16 protein-coding genes are annotated in these 14,772 nt (G+C 41.5%); 13 read left to right on the top strand and 3 right to left on the bottom strand.

Annotation, left to right across the window (positions count from 1 at the left end):
* The 13 genes from KZ793_RS04590 to KZ793_RS04530 form a co-directional block, all read left to right on the top strand.
* A partial coding sequence (locus KZ793_RS04590; protein ID WP_397443575.1) for a gp53-like domain-containing protein occupies positions 1–365 on the top strand: 365 nt, incomplete at its 5' end.
* 778 nt (positions 366–1,143) lie between these two features.
* The gene (locus KZ793_RS04585) at positions 1,144–2,316 is read left to right on the top strand and encodes a phage tail sheath protein (protein ID WP_225813920.1); all 1,173 of its coding nucleotides are present in this window, start codon (positions 1,144–1,146) and stop codon (positions 2,314–2,316) included.
* Between the two features lie 10 nt (positions 2,317–2,326).
* Complete coding sequence (locus KZ793_RS04580; protein WP_225813918.1) at positions 2,327–2,842, top strand: phage major tail tube protein; 516 nt, start codon at positions 2,327–2,329, stop codon at positions 2,840–2,842.
* A gap of 26 nt (positions 2,843–2,868) precedes the next feature.
* Positions 2,869–3,186, top strand: a complete 318-nt coding sequence (locus tag KZ793_RS04575; RefSeq protein ID WP_011144426.1) for a phage tail assembly protein — start codon at positions 2,869–2,871, stop codon at positions 3,184–3,186.
* Between the two features lie 14 nt (positions 3,187–3,200).
* Positions 3,201–3,320 (top strand): GpE family phage tail protein, encoded by a 120-nt coding sequence (locus tag KZ793_RS04570; protein ID WP_011144425.1) that lies wholly within the window; start codon positions 3,201–3,203, stop codon positions 3,318–3,320.
* Complete coding sequence (locus KZ793_RS04565) at positions 3,313–5,739, top strand: phage tail tape measure protein (RefSeq protein WP_225813916.1); 2,427 nt, start codon at positions 3,313–3,315, stop codon at positions 5,737–5,739. Before KZ793_RS04570 ends, KZ793_RS04565 begins: the two co-directional genes overlap by 8 nt.
* Positions 5,740–5,741: 2 nt before the next feature.
* Positions 5,742–6,206, top strand: coding sequence for a phage tail protein (locus KZ793_RS04560; protein ID WP_225813908.1), 465 nt, complete (start codon positions 5,742–5,744; stop codon positions 6,204–6,206).
* Positions 6,203–7,288 carry a phage late control D family protein gene (locus KZ793_RS04555; protein WP_225813906.1) on the top strand — a complete coding sequence of 362 codons (1,086 nt, stop codon included), beginning with the start codon at positions 6,203–6,205 and terminating at the stop codon, positions 7,286–7,288. The genes KZ793_RS04560 and KZ793_RS04555 overlap by 4 nt, the downstream gene beginning before the upstream one ends.
* Positions 7,289–7,363: 75 nt before the next feature.
* Positions 7,364–7,585, top strand: a complete 222-nt coding sequence (locus tag KZ793_RS04550) for an ogr/Delta-like zinc finger family protein (RefSeq protein ID WP_011144421.1) — start codon at positions 7,364–7,366, stop codon at positions 7,583–7,585.
* Positions 7,586–7,790: 205 nt separating this feature from the next.
* The gene (asd, locus tag KZ793_RS04545) at positions 7,791–8,897 is read left to right on the top strand and encodes an aspartate-semialdehyde dehydrogenase (RefSeq protein WP_225813922.1); all 1,107 of its coding nucleotides are present in this window, start codon (positions 7,791–7,793) and stop codon (positions 8,895–8,897) included.
* Positions 8,898–9,072: 175 nt separating this feature from the next.
* Positions 9,073–9,831: a DUF4225 domain-containing protein gene (locus tag KZ793_RS04540; protein ID WP_225813904.1), complete on the top strand. Its 759-nt coding sequence runs from the start codon at positions 9,073–9,075 to the stop codon at positions 9,829–9,831.
* Positions 9,831–10,136, top strand: coding sequence for a hypothetical protein (locus KZ793_RS04535; protein WP_225813902.1), 306 nt, complete (start codon positions 9,831–9,833; stop codon positions 10,134–10,136). Before KZ793_RS04540 ends, KZ793_RS04535 begins: the two co-directional genes overlap by 1 nt.
* A 130-nt stretch (positions 10,137–10,266) precedes the next feature.
* The gene (locus KZ793_RS04530; protein WP_225813900.1) at positions 10,267–10,584 is read left to right on the top strand and encodes a hypothetical protein; all 318 of its coding nucleotides are present in this window, start codon (positions 10,267–10,269) and stop codon (positions 10,582–10,584) included.
* Positions 10,585–10,624: 40 nt separating this feature from the next.
* Here KZ793_RS04530 and KZ793_RS04525 read toward each other — a convergent pair whose 3' ends face one another.
* The 3 genes from KZ793_RS04525 to recF all read right to left on the bottom strand — a co-directional run bounded on the left by KZ793_RS04525 (position 10,625) and on the right by recF (position 14,768).
* Entirely contained in the window at positions 10,625–11,104 is a 480-nt protein-coding gene (locus KZ793_RS04525; protein WP_132353413.1) for an Hcp family type VI secretion system effector, read from the bottom strand.
* 138 nt (positions 11,105–11,242) lie between these two features.
* A complete protein-coding gene (gene gyrB, locus KZ793_RS04520) occupies positions 11,243–13,657 on the bottom strand; it encodes a DNA topoisomerase (ATP-hydrolyzing) subunit B (RefSeq protein ID WP_225813898.1) in 2,415 nt (804 codons plus the stop codon).
* Positions 13,658–13,676: 19 nt separating this feature from the next.
* Entirely contained in the window at positions 13,677–14,768 is a 1,092-nt protein-coding gene (recF, locus tag KZ793_RS04515; RefSeq protein WP_225813896.1) for a DNA replication/repair protein RecF, read from the bottom strand.
* Positions 14,769–14,772 lie beyond the last annotated feature (4 nt).

Here is a 14,772-nt window from a genome sequence, read left to right as displayed (position 1 = left end):
TGAAAAACCTTGGTTTAAAAGAAGAGGCTAAACTAGCTGCTGCTGAAGGATTATTAAACTCCGATGGTTATATAACTATTCCTATGATAGTTAATGGTGTACCAAAGAAGTGGATATTTCAGTGGATGACAGGCCCAATTTGTAATAAAGAAGATGTAACTTACCCAGTATTACAGTTTCCACTTGCTTTCCCGAATATGTGCTTAATAGCTCTAACCGCAACAAAAGGCAATGACACCCGTTTCTCGGATCAAGTATTTCAAGTATCCTCTTGGACTAATTCAGAAGTAAAAATATTCCCACAATGGTTTGGTACAGGAAATCAAGGCTTATGTTATCCACTTATTATAGCTATCGGGTATTAAATATACTCAACAACTTAGGATTTTCACCCAGATATGTTAAAAGCTGGTTATCTTTCTATGAAAAGTTTTCCCTATCATGCAAAACATTCTGATGAACGAAGAATGGAATAGTTAACCAAATTGGTATTTCAAAAATACTAGAGATTGACTGACCAATTCCACCATTATCGTAACTTAAAGGAAGACCGGGGATAGAATAGTGCCCGGTCTTAATAATTTTATTTATTCTGGTATTTTTGGCCATTAAGTATCATAAGCCTATGAGGTATCAACCCTGCTCAGTAAAATCATAGATCCATTGTTCTACCGGCAAAGTTTGATCCGATTTAGCTTTCTGGGCTTCAATAACAATATTATTTTTATCAAGATTTTTCAAAACTCACCAATCCATGATAATTTCCGAAAAGATAGTCTCATATTGGTACTAAGCAGGGTTACATATGGGAAAGATTGGCTATATTTGGGTGTCAACAAATGAACAGAACAGTGATTTACAGGGAAATGCATTGATGTGTATAAATTACAATCTATTTTTGTAGAAAAAATCTGTGAAAAAATAACCAACGAACAGAGCTAAGAACTCATAATAGGAAGAAACAGGCTTTGATTTATAGAGGTTTCCCTTTCCACGGTAATAAAGTACTTACAATTAAATTATTAGAAAAAATAATAAATTAACCAACCTGATTTGTATCATCTCTCACACATTTCCCATCGAATGATTTAATAATTCGGATACTTCAACATAGCGGGACACCTTAATAGGAGAACCGCTAATATGGCACAAGAATATCATCACGGCGTCCGTGTAGAGGAAATTAACGAAGGCACACGCACCATCACCACTGTTAGCACCGCTATTGTTGGTATGGTGTGTACTGGTCCTGAGGCAGACGAAAAAACTTTTCCATTAAACACTCCGGTTTTGATTACTGATGTTTCGATGGCAATTGGCAAAGCGGGTAAAACCGGTACATTGCCTCAGGCACTTAAAGCTATCGTAGACCAGTCTAAACCCGTTACTGTTGTTGTCCGTGTAGCACAAGGTGAAACGGAAGAACAAACTACCAGCAACATTATTGGTACTACGACTAATGAAGGTAAGAAAACCGGTATACAGGCACTGTTGGCAGCACAAAGCCAATTGGGTGTGAAGCCTCGTATTCTGGGGGTTCCTGGGCTGGATACAAAGGCTGTTGCTGTTGAGTTAGCGAGTATCGCGCACAAGCTGAGAGCAATGGCTTATATCAGCGCCTATGGCAGTAAGACTATCTCAGAAGTTATCGAATATCGCAAAAACTTCAGTCAACGAGAATTAATGCTGATTTGGCCTGATTTCCTGAGTTGGGATACTGTTTCTAATAAAGAGACTATCGCCTACGCTACTGCTCGTGCACTGGGTTTGCGCGCAAAAATTGATGAAGAAACAGGTTGGCACAAAACACTGTCCAATATCGGTGTCAATGGTGTGACTGGTCTTTCAGCAGACGTATTCTGGGATCTTCAAGATCCGGCAACAGATTCAGGTCTGCTAAACCAAAATGGTATCACAACACTTATCCGTAAAAATGGCTTCCGTTTCTGGGGTTCCCGTACCTGTGCTGATGACCCATTGTTCCAGTTCGAAAGTTACACTCGTACCGCTCAAGTATTGGCTGACACTATGGCGGAAGCGCATATGTGGGCGATCGATAAACCACTTACTCCTTCACTCGTACGAGACATTATCGAAGGTATTAACGCTAAGTTCCGCGAACTGAAATCTGGGGGTTACATTATTGACGGTCAGTGTTGGTATGACGAAAACGCCAATGATAAAGACACCTTGAAAGCGGGTAAATTGACCCTCGATTACGACTATACACCTGTACCACCACTGGAAAACATGATGTTACGCCAGCGTATTACAGATCGTTACTTGATGGATTTCGCGAAAAGCATAAACGGCTAAGGGGACACAGATGGCATTACCTCGCAAACTTAAATTCCTGAACTTATTTAATGATGGCAATAGTTATCAGGGAGTAGTGGAAGAACTTACTCTGCCTAAGCTGAGTCGTAAACTGGAAACCTATCGTGGCGGTGGAATGAACGGTAGCGCAACCGTGGACTTAGGCTTGGATGAAGGTGCATTGGATGTTGAATTTACCCTAGGAGGTATGGAAGCTCAACATTATCGGCAATGGGGACTGACCAAAGCCGACGGTGTAATGTTGCGCTTTGCGGGCTCCTGCCAGCGCGATGATACCAGTGATGTGATTGCTGTTGAAATCGTGATGCGTGGCCGTTTCCATGAGTTTGACCACGGTACCTATAAGCAGGGAGATAATACTCAGACCAAGATCAGCGCTAAAAATACCTATTTCAAATTGACATGGGATGGTCAAGTTCTGATCGAAGTAGATACCGTTAACATGGTTGAAGTTGTTAATGGTGAGGATCGCCTGGCAGATCACCGTCGCGCTATGGGTCTTTAATCTAATCGGATAAACAAGGTTGAACCATGACAGAAACACTAATTACTCAAAATGACGAGCAGCGCACAATCGTATTAGAAGAACCGCTTGCACGTGGTAGTAGCAACATCACTGAAGTGGTGGTGCGCAAACCGAACAGTGGCGCGCTGCGTGGTGCTCGGCTACAGGCTTTGCTGGAGATGGATGTGGATTCAATGATATTGGTTTTGCCCCGCGTCACCACACCAGCGCTCACTAAAAGCGACCTGTTGTCAATGACACCCGGCGATCTGATTAATCTCAGTGTTGAGGTGGTCAATTTTTTGTTACCGAAGTCGGCGAAGTCCGGTTTCCAGACCGACTAACCGTAGATGAATTGGTGGCAGATATTGCCACCGTTTTCCACTGGTCTCCGGCAGTGACAGATGAAATGTCACTACCGGAATTACTGGACTGGCGACATCGGGCCATCTTACGAAGTGGTGCAGAAAATGAGTAATACACAGTCACAGCTTAAATGGGTAATACAGTCCGTTAATAAGCTGACCAGCGTCTTGAAATCCGCGCAGCGAAATAATAAAAGGTTGGCGGATTCTATCCGGCAAAATCGTGATGAATTCAAGCGATTAAATCAGACTTATAAAGCAATTAAACCTTATTCTGCTCCTGAATATGCGCAGGAAACTGCGCATACCAGTAACAAAAAGGAAGAAAATCGCGGTGAAGGTCGTTATAGCAAAATCAAAGAGCTTCGTGAGCGCGTCAGCCAATATGGCGCTAATGCGAAATCGGCAGGCAGTAAGATACTGACAACCGGTAAAAACTTTCTGATACCGGGTTATGATCTTAGTACTCAAATGTCCAAAATTCAGGCGCAAACTAATATTGAAAAGAGTTCTCCTGAATACACCATGTTGCTCAATCAAAGTCGTGAGCTGAGTAAAAGCACTGGGATTCCTGCTAGCCAGATTGCACAGGGACAGAGCCTTTATGCCTCCAAGGGTTATTCTCCTGACCAGATAAAGAATATGATGCCTGGCGCGGTATTAATGTCGCAGGCAAGCGGTACGGATTTTACCGCTGTAGCTGATATTGGTACCGATGTACTGAAAGGGTTTAAATTGCAATCCGAAGAGATGGGGCATGTTAGTGATGTTTTGACGGCAACGTTTATTGGTTCAAAAACAACGTTGGCGGGATTGGGTGATACCATGAAATCTGTCGCTCCAGCGGCCGCTTCTTTGGGGGTTGATATTGAAACCGTTGCGGCTGCTACAAGAAAGCTAAGTGATGCCAATATTAAGGGAAGTGAAGCTGGAGAGGCTTTGAGCAGTGTACTAAGCCAGTTGGCTGAACCACCTAAAGCTGCTGCTGCCGCATTGAAACAACTCGATATTAAAACTCGTGATGCTAAAGGTAATTTACGGCAATTACCTGATATTCTCGTTGAACTAGATGATAAAACCCGCTCAATGAGCAGTAAACAACGTACGAGTTATTTCACAACAATTGGTGGTGAAAATGCCGCTCCTGCTCTGGATGTGCTGGTAAATCAGGCAGGGCAGGGGGGATTGCAATCTTTTATCGCTGAACTAAAAAATGCTCAAGGTGAATCCCAAAAAGTTGCATCTGCAATGACGAATAGTCTTACCGGTGATATCCAAAAGCTTAATGCTGCCTGGAGTGATCTGGGTGTTCAGATGTTTTCCGGCGCAGAAGGTCCTTTAAGGGGAGCCACTCAGCAAGTGACAAATGTGGTCAATAAAGTCGGTGAGTGGATGGAGGCTAATCCACACTTGGCTGCAACGCTTGCGACTATTACGATGGTAATCGGAGGGGTGTTAACTGTTTTTGGCGCATTGGTGCAGGCGATCGCTTCAATATTACTTCCGTTAGCTGTGGCGAAATATAGTCTTACTCTCTTTGGTAGTGCTGGTGTGAGAGCCCTAGGATTTGTGGGCAATGCTCTGAAAATGTTGGGTAACACCATGATGATCGTCGGTCGTCTGATGATGGCTAACCCAATCCTCGCCATTATTGGTGTAATTGCTATGGCTGCTGTTTATATTTGGCAAAACTGGGAAACATTGGGACCGAAATTTTCTCAGCTTTGGGAAAATATTAAAATTAGCCTAAGTGAGAAATGGGAATCTATTAAACAGAGTGTCCTGCAAACTTGGGAAAATATTAAAAATAGTATAAGTAATGCCTGGGAATTAGTTAAGCAGAACACATTGGATATTTGGGAAAATATTAAAATATCGATTTCGGATAAATGGAATGAAATTATTGCCGGCATAATGAGTCTGCCCGATAAATTTAAAGAGTTCGGAACAGCGATAGTTAATAGTTTGCTAGATGGGATTAATGAAAAGTGGGAAGCCCTGAAAAAGAAATTGACTTCATTGTCTGAGTATCTCCCTGATTGGATGCGGTCAAAGGAAGATATTTCAAAAGATGCCAGTAATAATGTGAATCCTAATGTCAGTTCGGTTCTGCCCAAACATGACAAAGGGGGCATTATTCCGTCTGGACGATTTGGCATTGTTGGTGAATATGGACCAGAGATTGTCACTGGACCTGTCAATGTTATTAGCAGGCGACAGACTGCTAAACTTGCCGCGGCTGCTGCATTTTCTTTAAGCGTAATGGTGCCTTCTACCGCAGCCAGAACAGCACCGTTGCATACTCAGAGCTTGCCGGTTCATGCTTATCCGCAGATTCAGGAAAAGAAAGCGGACAAACGTCAGGTGGTAGAGTACCGCAGTGAATCACCGGTTTATCACATAAATATCTATGGTGCACCGGGGCAGTCTGCGCAGGATATTGCCGCTGCGGTTAGGCGCGAATTGGATGATCGGGAGCGTAAACAGCAGGCCCGTTTACGTAGTTCATTCTCTGATAGAGGAGAATTCTAATTATGATGGCTGTACTGGGTTTATTTGTTTTTATGTTGAAAACCACACCATACCAGAGTATGCAACATCAGCAGTCATGGCGACATGCTTTTAACAGCCGTATCGGGATGCGGCCTGCCTGGCAATTTCTGGGGCCGGATAACGACACAATGACACTTTCCGGTTCGTTATATCCAGAAATTACCGGTGGTCGTTTATCATTGACGGTACTACAAGTGATGGCTGATAGCGGTAAGGCTTGGTCCTTTATAGATGGCAGTGGCACGGTTTACGGTATGTTTGTCATTGAGAGTATCGACCAGACAAAAACTGAATTTATGTCGAATGGTTCTGCGCGCAAAATTGATTTCACGTTGACATTGCGGCGAGTGGATAGTTCTCTAAGTGAAATGTTTGGTGATCTTCAGGAACAATTCTCTATGCTTACAGACAATTTGTCAGATAGAGTCAGAGAGGTATTGCCATGACGTCTGAATTTGGCAGAGGTTCCGAAAAAGGCAGTGCACCGGCATTTCTTTTGGAAATTGATAATAAAGATATCAGCGGGCGCATTCAATCGCGCCTGATATCACTAACAATGACAGATAATCGTGGCTTTGAAGCCGACCAGCTTGATATTGAACTGGATGATGCAGATGGAAGTTTGGTGCTACCTTCCAGAGGTAATGTGATTTCATTGGCATTGGGATGGCGTGATCAACCACTGATTAGTAAAGGCCGTTTTACTGTAGATGAAATTGGCCACAGTGGAGCACCGGATAAATTAACGATTCGTGCCCGTAGTGCTGATTTCCGTGAATCTCTCAATATGAGACGTGAAGAGTCTTATCATGAGAAAACGATAGGTGATATTGTCCATACTATCGCGGCTAGAAATAACCTTACTGCCGATTTGCATCAAGATATTGCGAAGATATTTATTAGCCATATTGATCAGACGAATGAGTCAGATGGTAGTTTTCTTACGCGTTTGGCAAGGCAAGAAGGGGCAATTGCTTCAGTAAAAAATGGTAAGTTGATATTTATTCGGCAAGGACAGAATAAAACAGCCAGTGGTGCGGTTATCCCTGCATTAGTGATTACACGTCGGTCAGGTGACAATCACAATTTTACCCTATCCGACCGAGAAGCTTATACTGGCGTGGTAGCAAACTGGTTGGATGTCCGTAAACCGGAGAAAAAACATACCTTAACCGTTGAGCGAAAAGGTCAGAAGAATGCTGATAAATTAACATCTTATTTAGTGGGTAGTAAAGATAACGTATTGGAACTTTCCCGCACTTATGCTGATGAAGCTAGTGCTAAACGTGCTGCCAAGGTTGCCTGGGAGAAAATACAACGTGGGGCAGCGACGTTTTCGATTCAACTGGCTCAGGGGCGTGCAGATCTCTACCCTGAAATACCAATCAAAGTTACCGGCTTTAAACCAGAAATAGATACCGCCGAATGGACATTAACGACAGTTACTCACATGGTGAATGGATCTGGTGGTGGTTTTACAACAGCACTGACTCTGGAATTAAAAATTGATGATCTCGAAATGAAATAATTGTTCTTTAATAGAGATCTCATTGCTATATTGTTCACATAATGAGAGTTCATGTTTTAGTTAAAGGTAAAAAATATGATCAAGTGTCCTCTTTGTGGTAAAGCTGCTCATGCACGTAGCAGCTTTGAGCATTCCTGCCATACAAAAGAACGTTATAATCAATGTCAAAATATCAATTGTGGTGCAACTTTCGTTAGCCATGAAACGTTTGTCCGCTTTATTTCCAAACCTGGTGAAGTAATAAGTGTTAAGCCGCATCCCAAAGAAAAAACTAAAACTCAATTGAATGTGACTTGAAAATTAAAAGTTAATTGTAAATATTTGCCACCAAACAGGTGGCTTTTTACTCAGATGCTCGATTTGTTATATATCTTGCTGCTAGCTACGTTGCTAAATATCTTGTGAATGAGTTAATAAATTCACTTGCGTCCCTGGTCATATTTTGTCAGCTTTGGTGTAATCAGAATCACTGATCAACACTCACTAAAATAGGACAATAATGATGAAAAATGTGGGCTTTATCGGCTGGCGCGGTATGGTCGGCTCAGTATTAATGCAGCGTATGATTGAAGAGCGGGATTTTGATGTTATTCGTCCGGTATTCTTCACGACATCACAACACGGACAGCCCGCACCTGATTTTACTGGTCAGCAAGGTACGTTACAGAATGCTTTCGATATTGAAGCTCTTGGTGCTTTGGATATTATTATTAGCTGTCAGGGGGGAGATTATACTAATGAGATTTATCCAACGTTAAGAGCAACAGGTTGGCAAGGATATTGGATTGATGCGGCGTCAGCACTGCGTATGAATGATGATTCTATCATTATTCTTGATCCAGTTAACCATGTGCATATTCAGCAAGGTCTTAATGAAGGTATAAAAACTTTTGTTGGTGGTAATTGTACTGTTAGCCTAATGTTAATGTCTTTGGGCGGTTTGTTTGCTAATGATTTGGTTGAATGGGCTTCTGTTGCGACTTATCAGGCGGCTTCTGGTGCTGGTGCCCGTCATATGCGTGAACTTCTGGTTCAGATGGGATCTTTGCATACTCAGGTAGCAAAAGAGTTGCAAGATCCGGCATCGGCTATTCTGGATATTGAAAGAAAAGTAACGGATTTCACCCGTAGCGGAGTTATGTCAACTGAGCAATTTGGTGTGCCGTTGGCAGGTAGTTTGATCCCGTGGATTGATAAACAACTTGATAACGGCCAAAGCCGTGAAGAGTGGAAAGGGCAGGCAGAAACCAACAAGATCCTCAATACCGGTAATAATATCATTACTGTGGATGGCTTGTGTGTTCGTATCGGGGCGTTGCGTTGCCACAGCCAGGCATTTACTTTGAAATTGAAAAAAGATATTTCGGTTCCTGAAATTGAGCAATTACTGGCTGCGTATAATGACTGGGTAAAAGTGATCCCCAATGATCGTGAGTTGAGTATGCGGGAATTGACTCCGGCAGCGGTAACAGGCACGTTGAATACTCCTGTGGGGCGTTTACGTAAGCTGAATATGGGCCCGGAATATTTATCTGCTTTTACAGTAGGTGACCAATTGTTGTGGGGAGCAGCAGAGCCTCTGCGTCGTATGCTACGTATTCTGGCTTAATCATTTTAATCTATTTATTTATGTAAAAATCCACTCGTTATTCGGGTGGATTTCTCTATATGGCATTTGATGGTTCTGTTGATTGTTTCTTTATTGGTTTATTTTTGTTATATTCCATAAATTATATTTATGATTTGTATCTACCTGGTAAATCATTTTTATGGAGATGACAGGAATGGAACAAGATAAGCTACTGAGTTTAAAAGTAAGAGAATTAAGAGAGCTGGCAAGAACGTTATCTTTTCGCTATATCAGTCATAGTAAAATCAAAATGGATTTTAATTCAGATGTAAATCTTTTTATAGAGGATATATTGGGACGGGTTCGTGTTCATTGTTTATCTTCAAGTGGTGCAATTGAATTAATCCAATTTGAAATAGATCACCTGAAAGAGCAAGCTTTCTATTTAACAGCAAATAGAGTAAAGCAATATGCAATAATTGAAAAGGAAAGAGAGAAATCAAATTTTTTTACTCTTATGTTAAAGCAAGTTGGATTTGTTGCTGGTGGTACTCAACTTCTTACTGGGTATACAGTTTGTAAAGCTTCCCTGGGGTTAGCATGTGCTTCGTTTGGTGTTCCAGTAATGTCTCATGGATACAATAATATTGTTGAAAATGGATATTATCTACTGTACAGAGAAAATATTAATGGTGGTGTCAGAGAAGGATACAGGTATATTGCTAACAAAATCGGTTTAAGTGATAAAGATGCAGATATTGCTTATGCAACTGTTGATTTGGCTCTTTCAGGTTATGGAATTTTTAGAAGAGTCTTGAAGCCAAGGGAAAAATCCTGGAGTTTATTTAGAAATATCAATAGTGATTTTACCCGAGGATGGAAAGAAATGGATGTAATTAGCTTATCAACAGAAGTTGCTGCCGATTCTTATACTGCTTGGGGTATTTATAAAATACAAAAGGAAAAAGAATAATGGATTATACTGATATTATTATTTCGACTAAATCATCATGGTTAGATATATTATGTTATTATTTTTTTTCTATTATTATATTATTTATTTTGTTTATTATGAAAAGAATTGTAGAGGGAAGTAGTAATAGTTTTTTTATTATTTTTGGTGTTATTTCTGTTCTTATATTATCTAGCATTCAGCTAATTTTAACAGGATATGAATACGATATACCCTATTTTATTAACTTTAAAAGTGAAAGTATAAAGTTTGGTGGTGTTATATTTTCTATATTATATGCTTGCATGTTACCAAGGAAATATTGAAATTAGTTTTAGATTAGATGCTTATGAAATGAATTTGTTAATGGATAGGATAAGCTTATAATAACTATCTAATTACTGAGAAAATCATAATATGCTTGTTGAGTATTTGTTGATTAAGATAGGAAAGAATATGGATTATATTGATGTTATAATTTCCACTAAGCCCACTTGGTGGGATATTTCTCTTTATTACATTATGTCTTTAGTTGTTTTTATCTCATTTTATTTTATAAAAAAGATTGTGGATAAAAAGCGTAATTATATTTTGTCTGTTTTTGTTTCTATTTTAATAATTATATTTGGTTATATACAACTATTTGTTGTTGGCCTTAATGAGCACCATGATTTTATATCGAAATTCATTAATTTAAATAGTGAGGAGATTAAAATAGGAAGTATGATATTCTCTGTTTTATATGCTTTGGTCTTACCGAGACAAGTTCATTAATGAAACAAGGCGTTAAATTAAAACGCCTTGTTTTGATTATTTAATAAATCCTGTCATCCCAAATACTATAACCGCCAGTACCTGCGATAAGGTGATTCCAGGTAATGTTTGTATATTTTAACGAAATACTTTCTTGGGGTGGAAGCTCATTATGATTCAATGAATGTGGATGTAAGACACTTATTTCAGTGATTGTGGCGCCAGTGATTTTTATATTGTAATAACGTTCTTGAGCACCATTTGAGTTAGTTCGATAAAAATCAATAGAGCATTCAAGAGACTCATTATCAGAAATAGCAACACCAAGTAATGGTGATGATTTGTCGATAGGTTTTTGAATAACAATGGGTTGATGTTCGACGTTTTGAGCTCGTGTTATCGCGTGGCTTAAGCTATAAACTAATATTTGATCAAAGTGGTTTGCTTGATATTTATTACCAATAGAATCAACAGAAGAACATCCCGCTGATATTAATCCTTGTTTCTTTCCCTTTATAGTCATGTAAATCATGTCAGCCATATTATATCCTTAGATTATATTTAAGTGATGTTTTATAGAAACATTAGATAAATTACACTTTATTGGTTATAAATAACAGATAAAAAAGCGCTCATAGAGAATAAATATGAGCGCTTTGGAGATTGTTAAGAATAGCAATTAGATATCAATATTGGCCGCTTTCAGGGCGTTCTCTTCAATAAATGCACGGCGAGGTTCAACAGCATCACCCATCAGAGTTGTAAATAGTTGGTCAGTTGCAATAGCATCTTTTACTGTCACACGCATCATACGGCGGGTTTCCGGGTTCATGGTTGTTTCCCATAACTGCTCAGGGTTCATTTCTCCCAAGCCTTTGTAACGCTGTATGGACAGGCCACGACGTGACTCTTTGGTTAGCCAGTTCAGAGCCTGCTCAAAATCAGAGACAGGTTGGCGGCGTTCACCACGCTCAATATAAGCGTCTTCTTCAATCAAATTGGCAAGTTTGTCGCTCAATTGGGTAATACGGTGATATTCACCACCGTGGACAAAATCGAAGTCTAGTAGATAGTCAGTATCAATACCATGTGTACGAACACACAGAACGGGTTCATACATTTGGCGCTCACGGTTTTCATGGAGGCGATAGCTGTAGCTGCTGCTGTGTTGTTCACGGTCATTCAGACGAGTAACCAGCGTTTTAATCCATTCTTCAACTTTGGCCTTATCAGACAGCTTTTCTTCGGTTAGCTTTGGATGATAAATCAGATTGTTTAACAAACTTAGTGGATACAGGCGCTCCATACGTTTAATGATTTTCTGCACGCCATTGAATTCTGTCACCAGTTTTTCCAGTTGTTCCCCTTTCAGGGCTGGTGCGTGTTTGCTGGTGTAAAGTGATGCGCCATCCAATGCAATGGACAGTTGGTACTCATCCATTGCTTCATCATCTTTAATGTATTGTTCTTGTTTGCCTTTTTTCACTTTATACAGTGGTGGTTGCGCAATAAATACATGACCACGTTCAATGATTTCTGGCATTTGACGATAGAAGAAAGTTAACAACAGAGTACGGATATGAGAACCGTCGACATCCGCATCTGTCATGATAATAATACTGTGATAACGCAGCTTATCCGGGTTGTATTCGTCACGGCCAATACCGCAGCCCAGCGCAGTGATCAGGGTTGCGACTTCCTGAGAAGAGAGCATTTTGTCGAAACGCGCTTTTTCAACGTTCAGGATTTTACCTTTCAATGGCAAAATTGCCTGATTTTTACGATTACGCCCCTGTTTTGCGGAACCTCCCGCAGAGTCCCCTTCCACTAAGTAGAGTTCGGACAGTGCCGGATCACGCTCCTGACAATCTGCCAGTTTGCCGGGCAGACCAGCTAGATCAAGAGCCCCTTTGCGGCGTGTCATTTCGCGTGCTTTACGGGCTGCTTCACGGGCGCGGGCAGCGTCGATAATTTTACCGACGACGGTTTTAGCATCATTCGGGTTTTCCAGCAGGTATTCCACCAGCTTCTCGTTCATCAGTGTTTCAACCGCCGTTTTCACCTCGGAAGAAACCAGTTTGTCTTTGGTCTGAGAAGAGAATTTTGGATCAGGTACTTTAACGGAAATAACTGCGACCAAGCCTTCACGGGCATCATCACCGGTGGCGCTGACTTTAGATTTCTTGTTGTACCCTTCTTTGTCCATATAGCTATTGAGAGTACGGGTCATCGCAGTACGGAAACCAACTAAGTGAGTACCACCGTCACGTTGCGGGATGTTGTTGGTAAAGCAGTAAATATTTTCCTGGAAACCATCGTTCCATTGCAATGCGACTTCAACACCGATGCCATCTTTTTCTGTAGAAAAATAGAAAACATTGGGATGGATTGGTGTTTTGTTTTTATTTAAGAATTCGACAAACGCCTTAATACCACCTTTATAATGGAAATGGTCTTCAATATTGGTGCGTTTATCAAGCAGGCGGATAGATACACCTGAGTTCAGAAAGGACAGCTCACGCAGACGTTTAGCCAGAATGTCGTGTTGGAATTCAGTGTTGTTACTGAAAGTATCCATGCTCGGCCAAAAGCGGACACGGGTACCGGTCTGTTCGGTTTCACCAACGACTTTTAGTGGGCTTTGTGGCACACCAAGGTGATAAGTCTGTTCATGAACTTTGCCGTCACGGCGGATAACCAGTTCCAGCTTTTCAGACAAGGCGTTAACAACAGAAACCCCTACGCCGTGCAAACCGCCGGAAACTTTATAAGAGTTATCGTCGAATTTACCCCCCGCATGCAGCACAGTCATAATAACTTCAGCTGCTGAAACACCTTCTTCTTCGTGTATACCGGTAGGAATACCGCGGCCATCATCTTGTACAGAGACAGAGTTATCGGCATGGATAGTGACGATAACTTCACTACAGTGGCCTGCGAGGGCTTCGTCGATAGCGTTGTCGACAACCTCGAAGACCATGTGGTGTAAGCCGGTACCATCGTCTGTATCACCGATATACATGCCCGGACGTTTACGAACCGCATCCAGCCCTTTTAATACCTTGATACTTGAGGAGTCATATGTATTCGACATCAACGTTTCTCGCTCATTTTTAATCCTGTGGTTGAACCTCTATTTTGCCATTTTCCACGCGAAACATCTTGCTATTTCCATCAAGCATGTCTGTTATTTGGTCGGGATTTATCGCACTGACAAATACCTGAGCTTGCGTGGATTTTAAACGAGCGGCCAACAACTGACGGCGGCCGGTATCCAGTTCGGAGGCAAAATCATCAAGCAGATACAGACATTGTTGTCCGCTCTGTCGGGTGAAATATTCACCCTGTGCTAGCCGCAGTGCACACATCAGCAATTTTAATTGACCGCGGGATAGCATATCTTCTACTGGCGTTCCTTCTGCACGGATGCGCAGATCTGCCTTATGCGGGCCGGAAGCCGTGTAGGTTAACATTCTGTCACGCTCAAATTGGCGCTCCAGTAATTCAGCATAATCACTCTCTTTGTCCCATCCCTGTTGAAAAGAGAAACTTAATGTAAATTCGGGTAAGAACTGTTTACAGGTATCAGCAATATCTTGAGTGATGTTTGTAACGTATTCAGCTCGCCACTGGTTTATCTGGTTGGTCAGGGGTGCCAATTCTTGATCCCAGGGCCGTATCTGGCTGTAGCGGGAAACTTGTCGCAGCGCTGCATTGCGTTGTTTAAGCAGCCGTTTCAAGTTTACCCATGCAGAAAAAAAACGTGGCTCATTGTGGAAACAACCCCAATCAATAAAGGCCCGGCGATACTTTGGCCCGCCATTTAACAGGGTGAATCCTTCCGGGGTAATAAGCTGTATAGGCAACATCTTGGCTAATTCTGAAATTTTACCGCCATCATTGCCATCAATTCTGACTCTACTATCGCCATGACGGTTTTTGCTCAGACCGATAGACAGTTCCCGCTCATTCTTCCGTTGTCCTAGTCGTCCATGTAAAACAAATTCATCACAGTCATGACGGATGACTCGACCAGCCTGAATGCTACGAAAAGAGCGCCCGTGACCCAGTGTATAAATCGCTTCCAGTACGCTGGTTTTGCCGCTGCCATTAGATCCAACCAGAAAGTTAAATCCGGTAGCTAGAGGCAAGTCAGCGGCGGCGATATTACGAAAATCGCGGATAAGTAAACGCGTGAGAGTCATATAC

The organism is Photorhabdus antumapuensis (genome assembly GCF_020387775.1).
In the GTDB taxonomy this organism is placed as follows: Bacteria; Pseudomonadota; Gammaproteobacteria; order Enterobacterales; family Enterobacteriaceae; genus Photorhabdus; species Photorhabdus antumapuensis.
This window is presented reverse-complemented; position numbering and strand designations above follow the sequence as displayed.

Excerpts from the sequence above, each read along its gene's own strand:
- KZ793_RS04585 (WP_225813920.1), top strand. The coding sequence starts at position 1,144 with ATGGCACAAGAATATCATCACGGCGTCCGTGTAGAGGAAATTAACGAA.
- KZ793_RS04580 (WP_225813918.1), top strand. The coding sequence starts at position 2,327 with ATGGCATTACCTCGCAAACTTAAATTCCTGAACTTATTTAATGATGGC.
- KZ793_RS04575 (WP_011144426.1), top strand. The coding sequence starts at position 2,869 with ATGACAGAAACACTAATTACTCAAAATGACGAGCAGCGCACAATCGTA.
- KZ793_RS04565 (WP_225813916.1), top strand. The coding sequence starts at position 3,313 with ATGAGTAATACACAGTCACAGCTTAAATGGGTAATACAGTCCGTTAAT.
- KZ793_RS04560 (WP_225813908.1), top strand. The coding sequence starts at position 5,742 with ATGATGGCTGTACTGGGTTTATTTGTTTTTATGTTGAAAACCACACCA.
- KZ793_RS04555 (WP_225813906.1), top strand. The coding sequence starts at position 6,203 with ATGACGTCTGAATTTGGCAGAGGTTCCGAAAAAGGCAGTGCACCGGCA.
- KZ793_RS04550 (WP_011144421.1), top strand. The coding sequence starts at position 7,364 with ATGATCAAGTGTCCTCTTTGTGGTAAAGCTGCTCATGCACGTAGCAGC.
- asd (WP_225813922.1), top strand. The coding sequence starts at position 7,791 with ATGAAAAATGTGGGCTTTATCGGCTGGCGCGGTATGGTCGGCTCAGTA.
- KZ793_RS04540 (WP_225813904.1), top strand. The coding sequence starts at position 9,073 with ATGGAACAAGATAAGCTACTGAGTTTAAAAGTAAGAGAATTAAGAGAG.
- KZ793_RS04535 (WP_225813902.1), top strand. The coding sequence starts at position 9,831 with ATGGATTATACTGATATTATTATTTCGACTAAATCATCATGGTTAGAT.
- KZ793_RS04530 (WP_225813900.1), top strand. The coding sequence starts at position 10,267 with ATGGATTATATTGATGTTATAATTTCCACTAAGCCCACTTGGTGGGAT.
- KZ793_RS04525 (WP_132353413.1), bottom strand. The coding sequence starts at position 11,104 with ATGGCTGACATGATTTACATGACTATAAAGGGAAAGAAACAAGGATTA.
- gyrB (WP_225813898.1), bottom strand. The coding sequence starts at position 13,657 with ATGTCGAATACATATGACTCCTCAAGTATCAAGGTATTAAAAGGGCTG.
- recF (WP_225813896.1), bottom strand. The coding sequence starts at position 14,768 with ATGACTCTCACGCGTTTACTTATCCGCGATTTTCGTAATATCGCCGCC.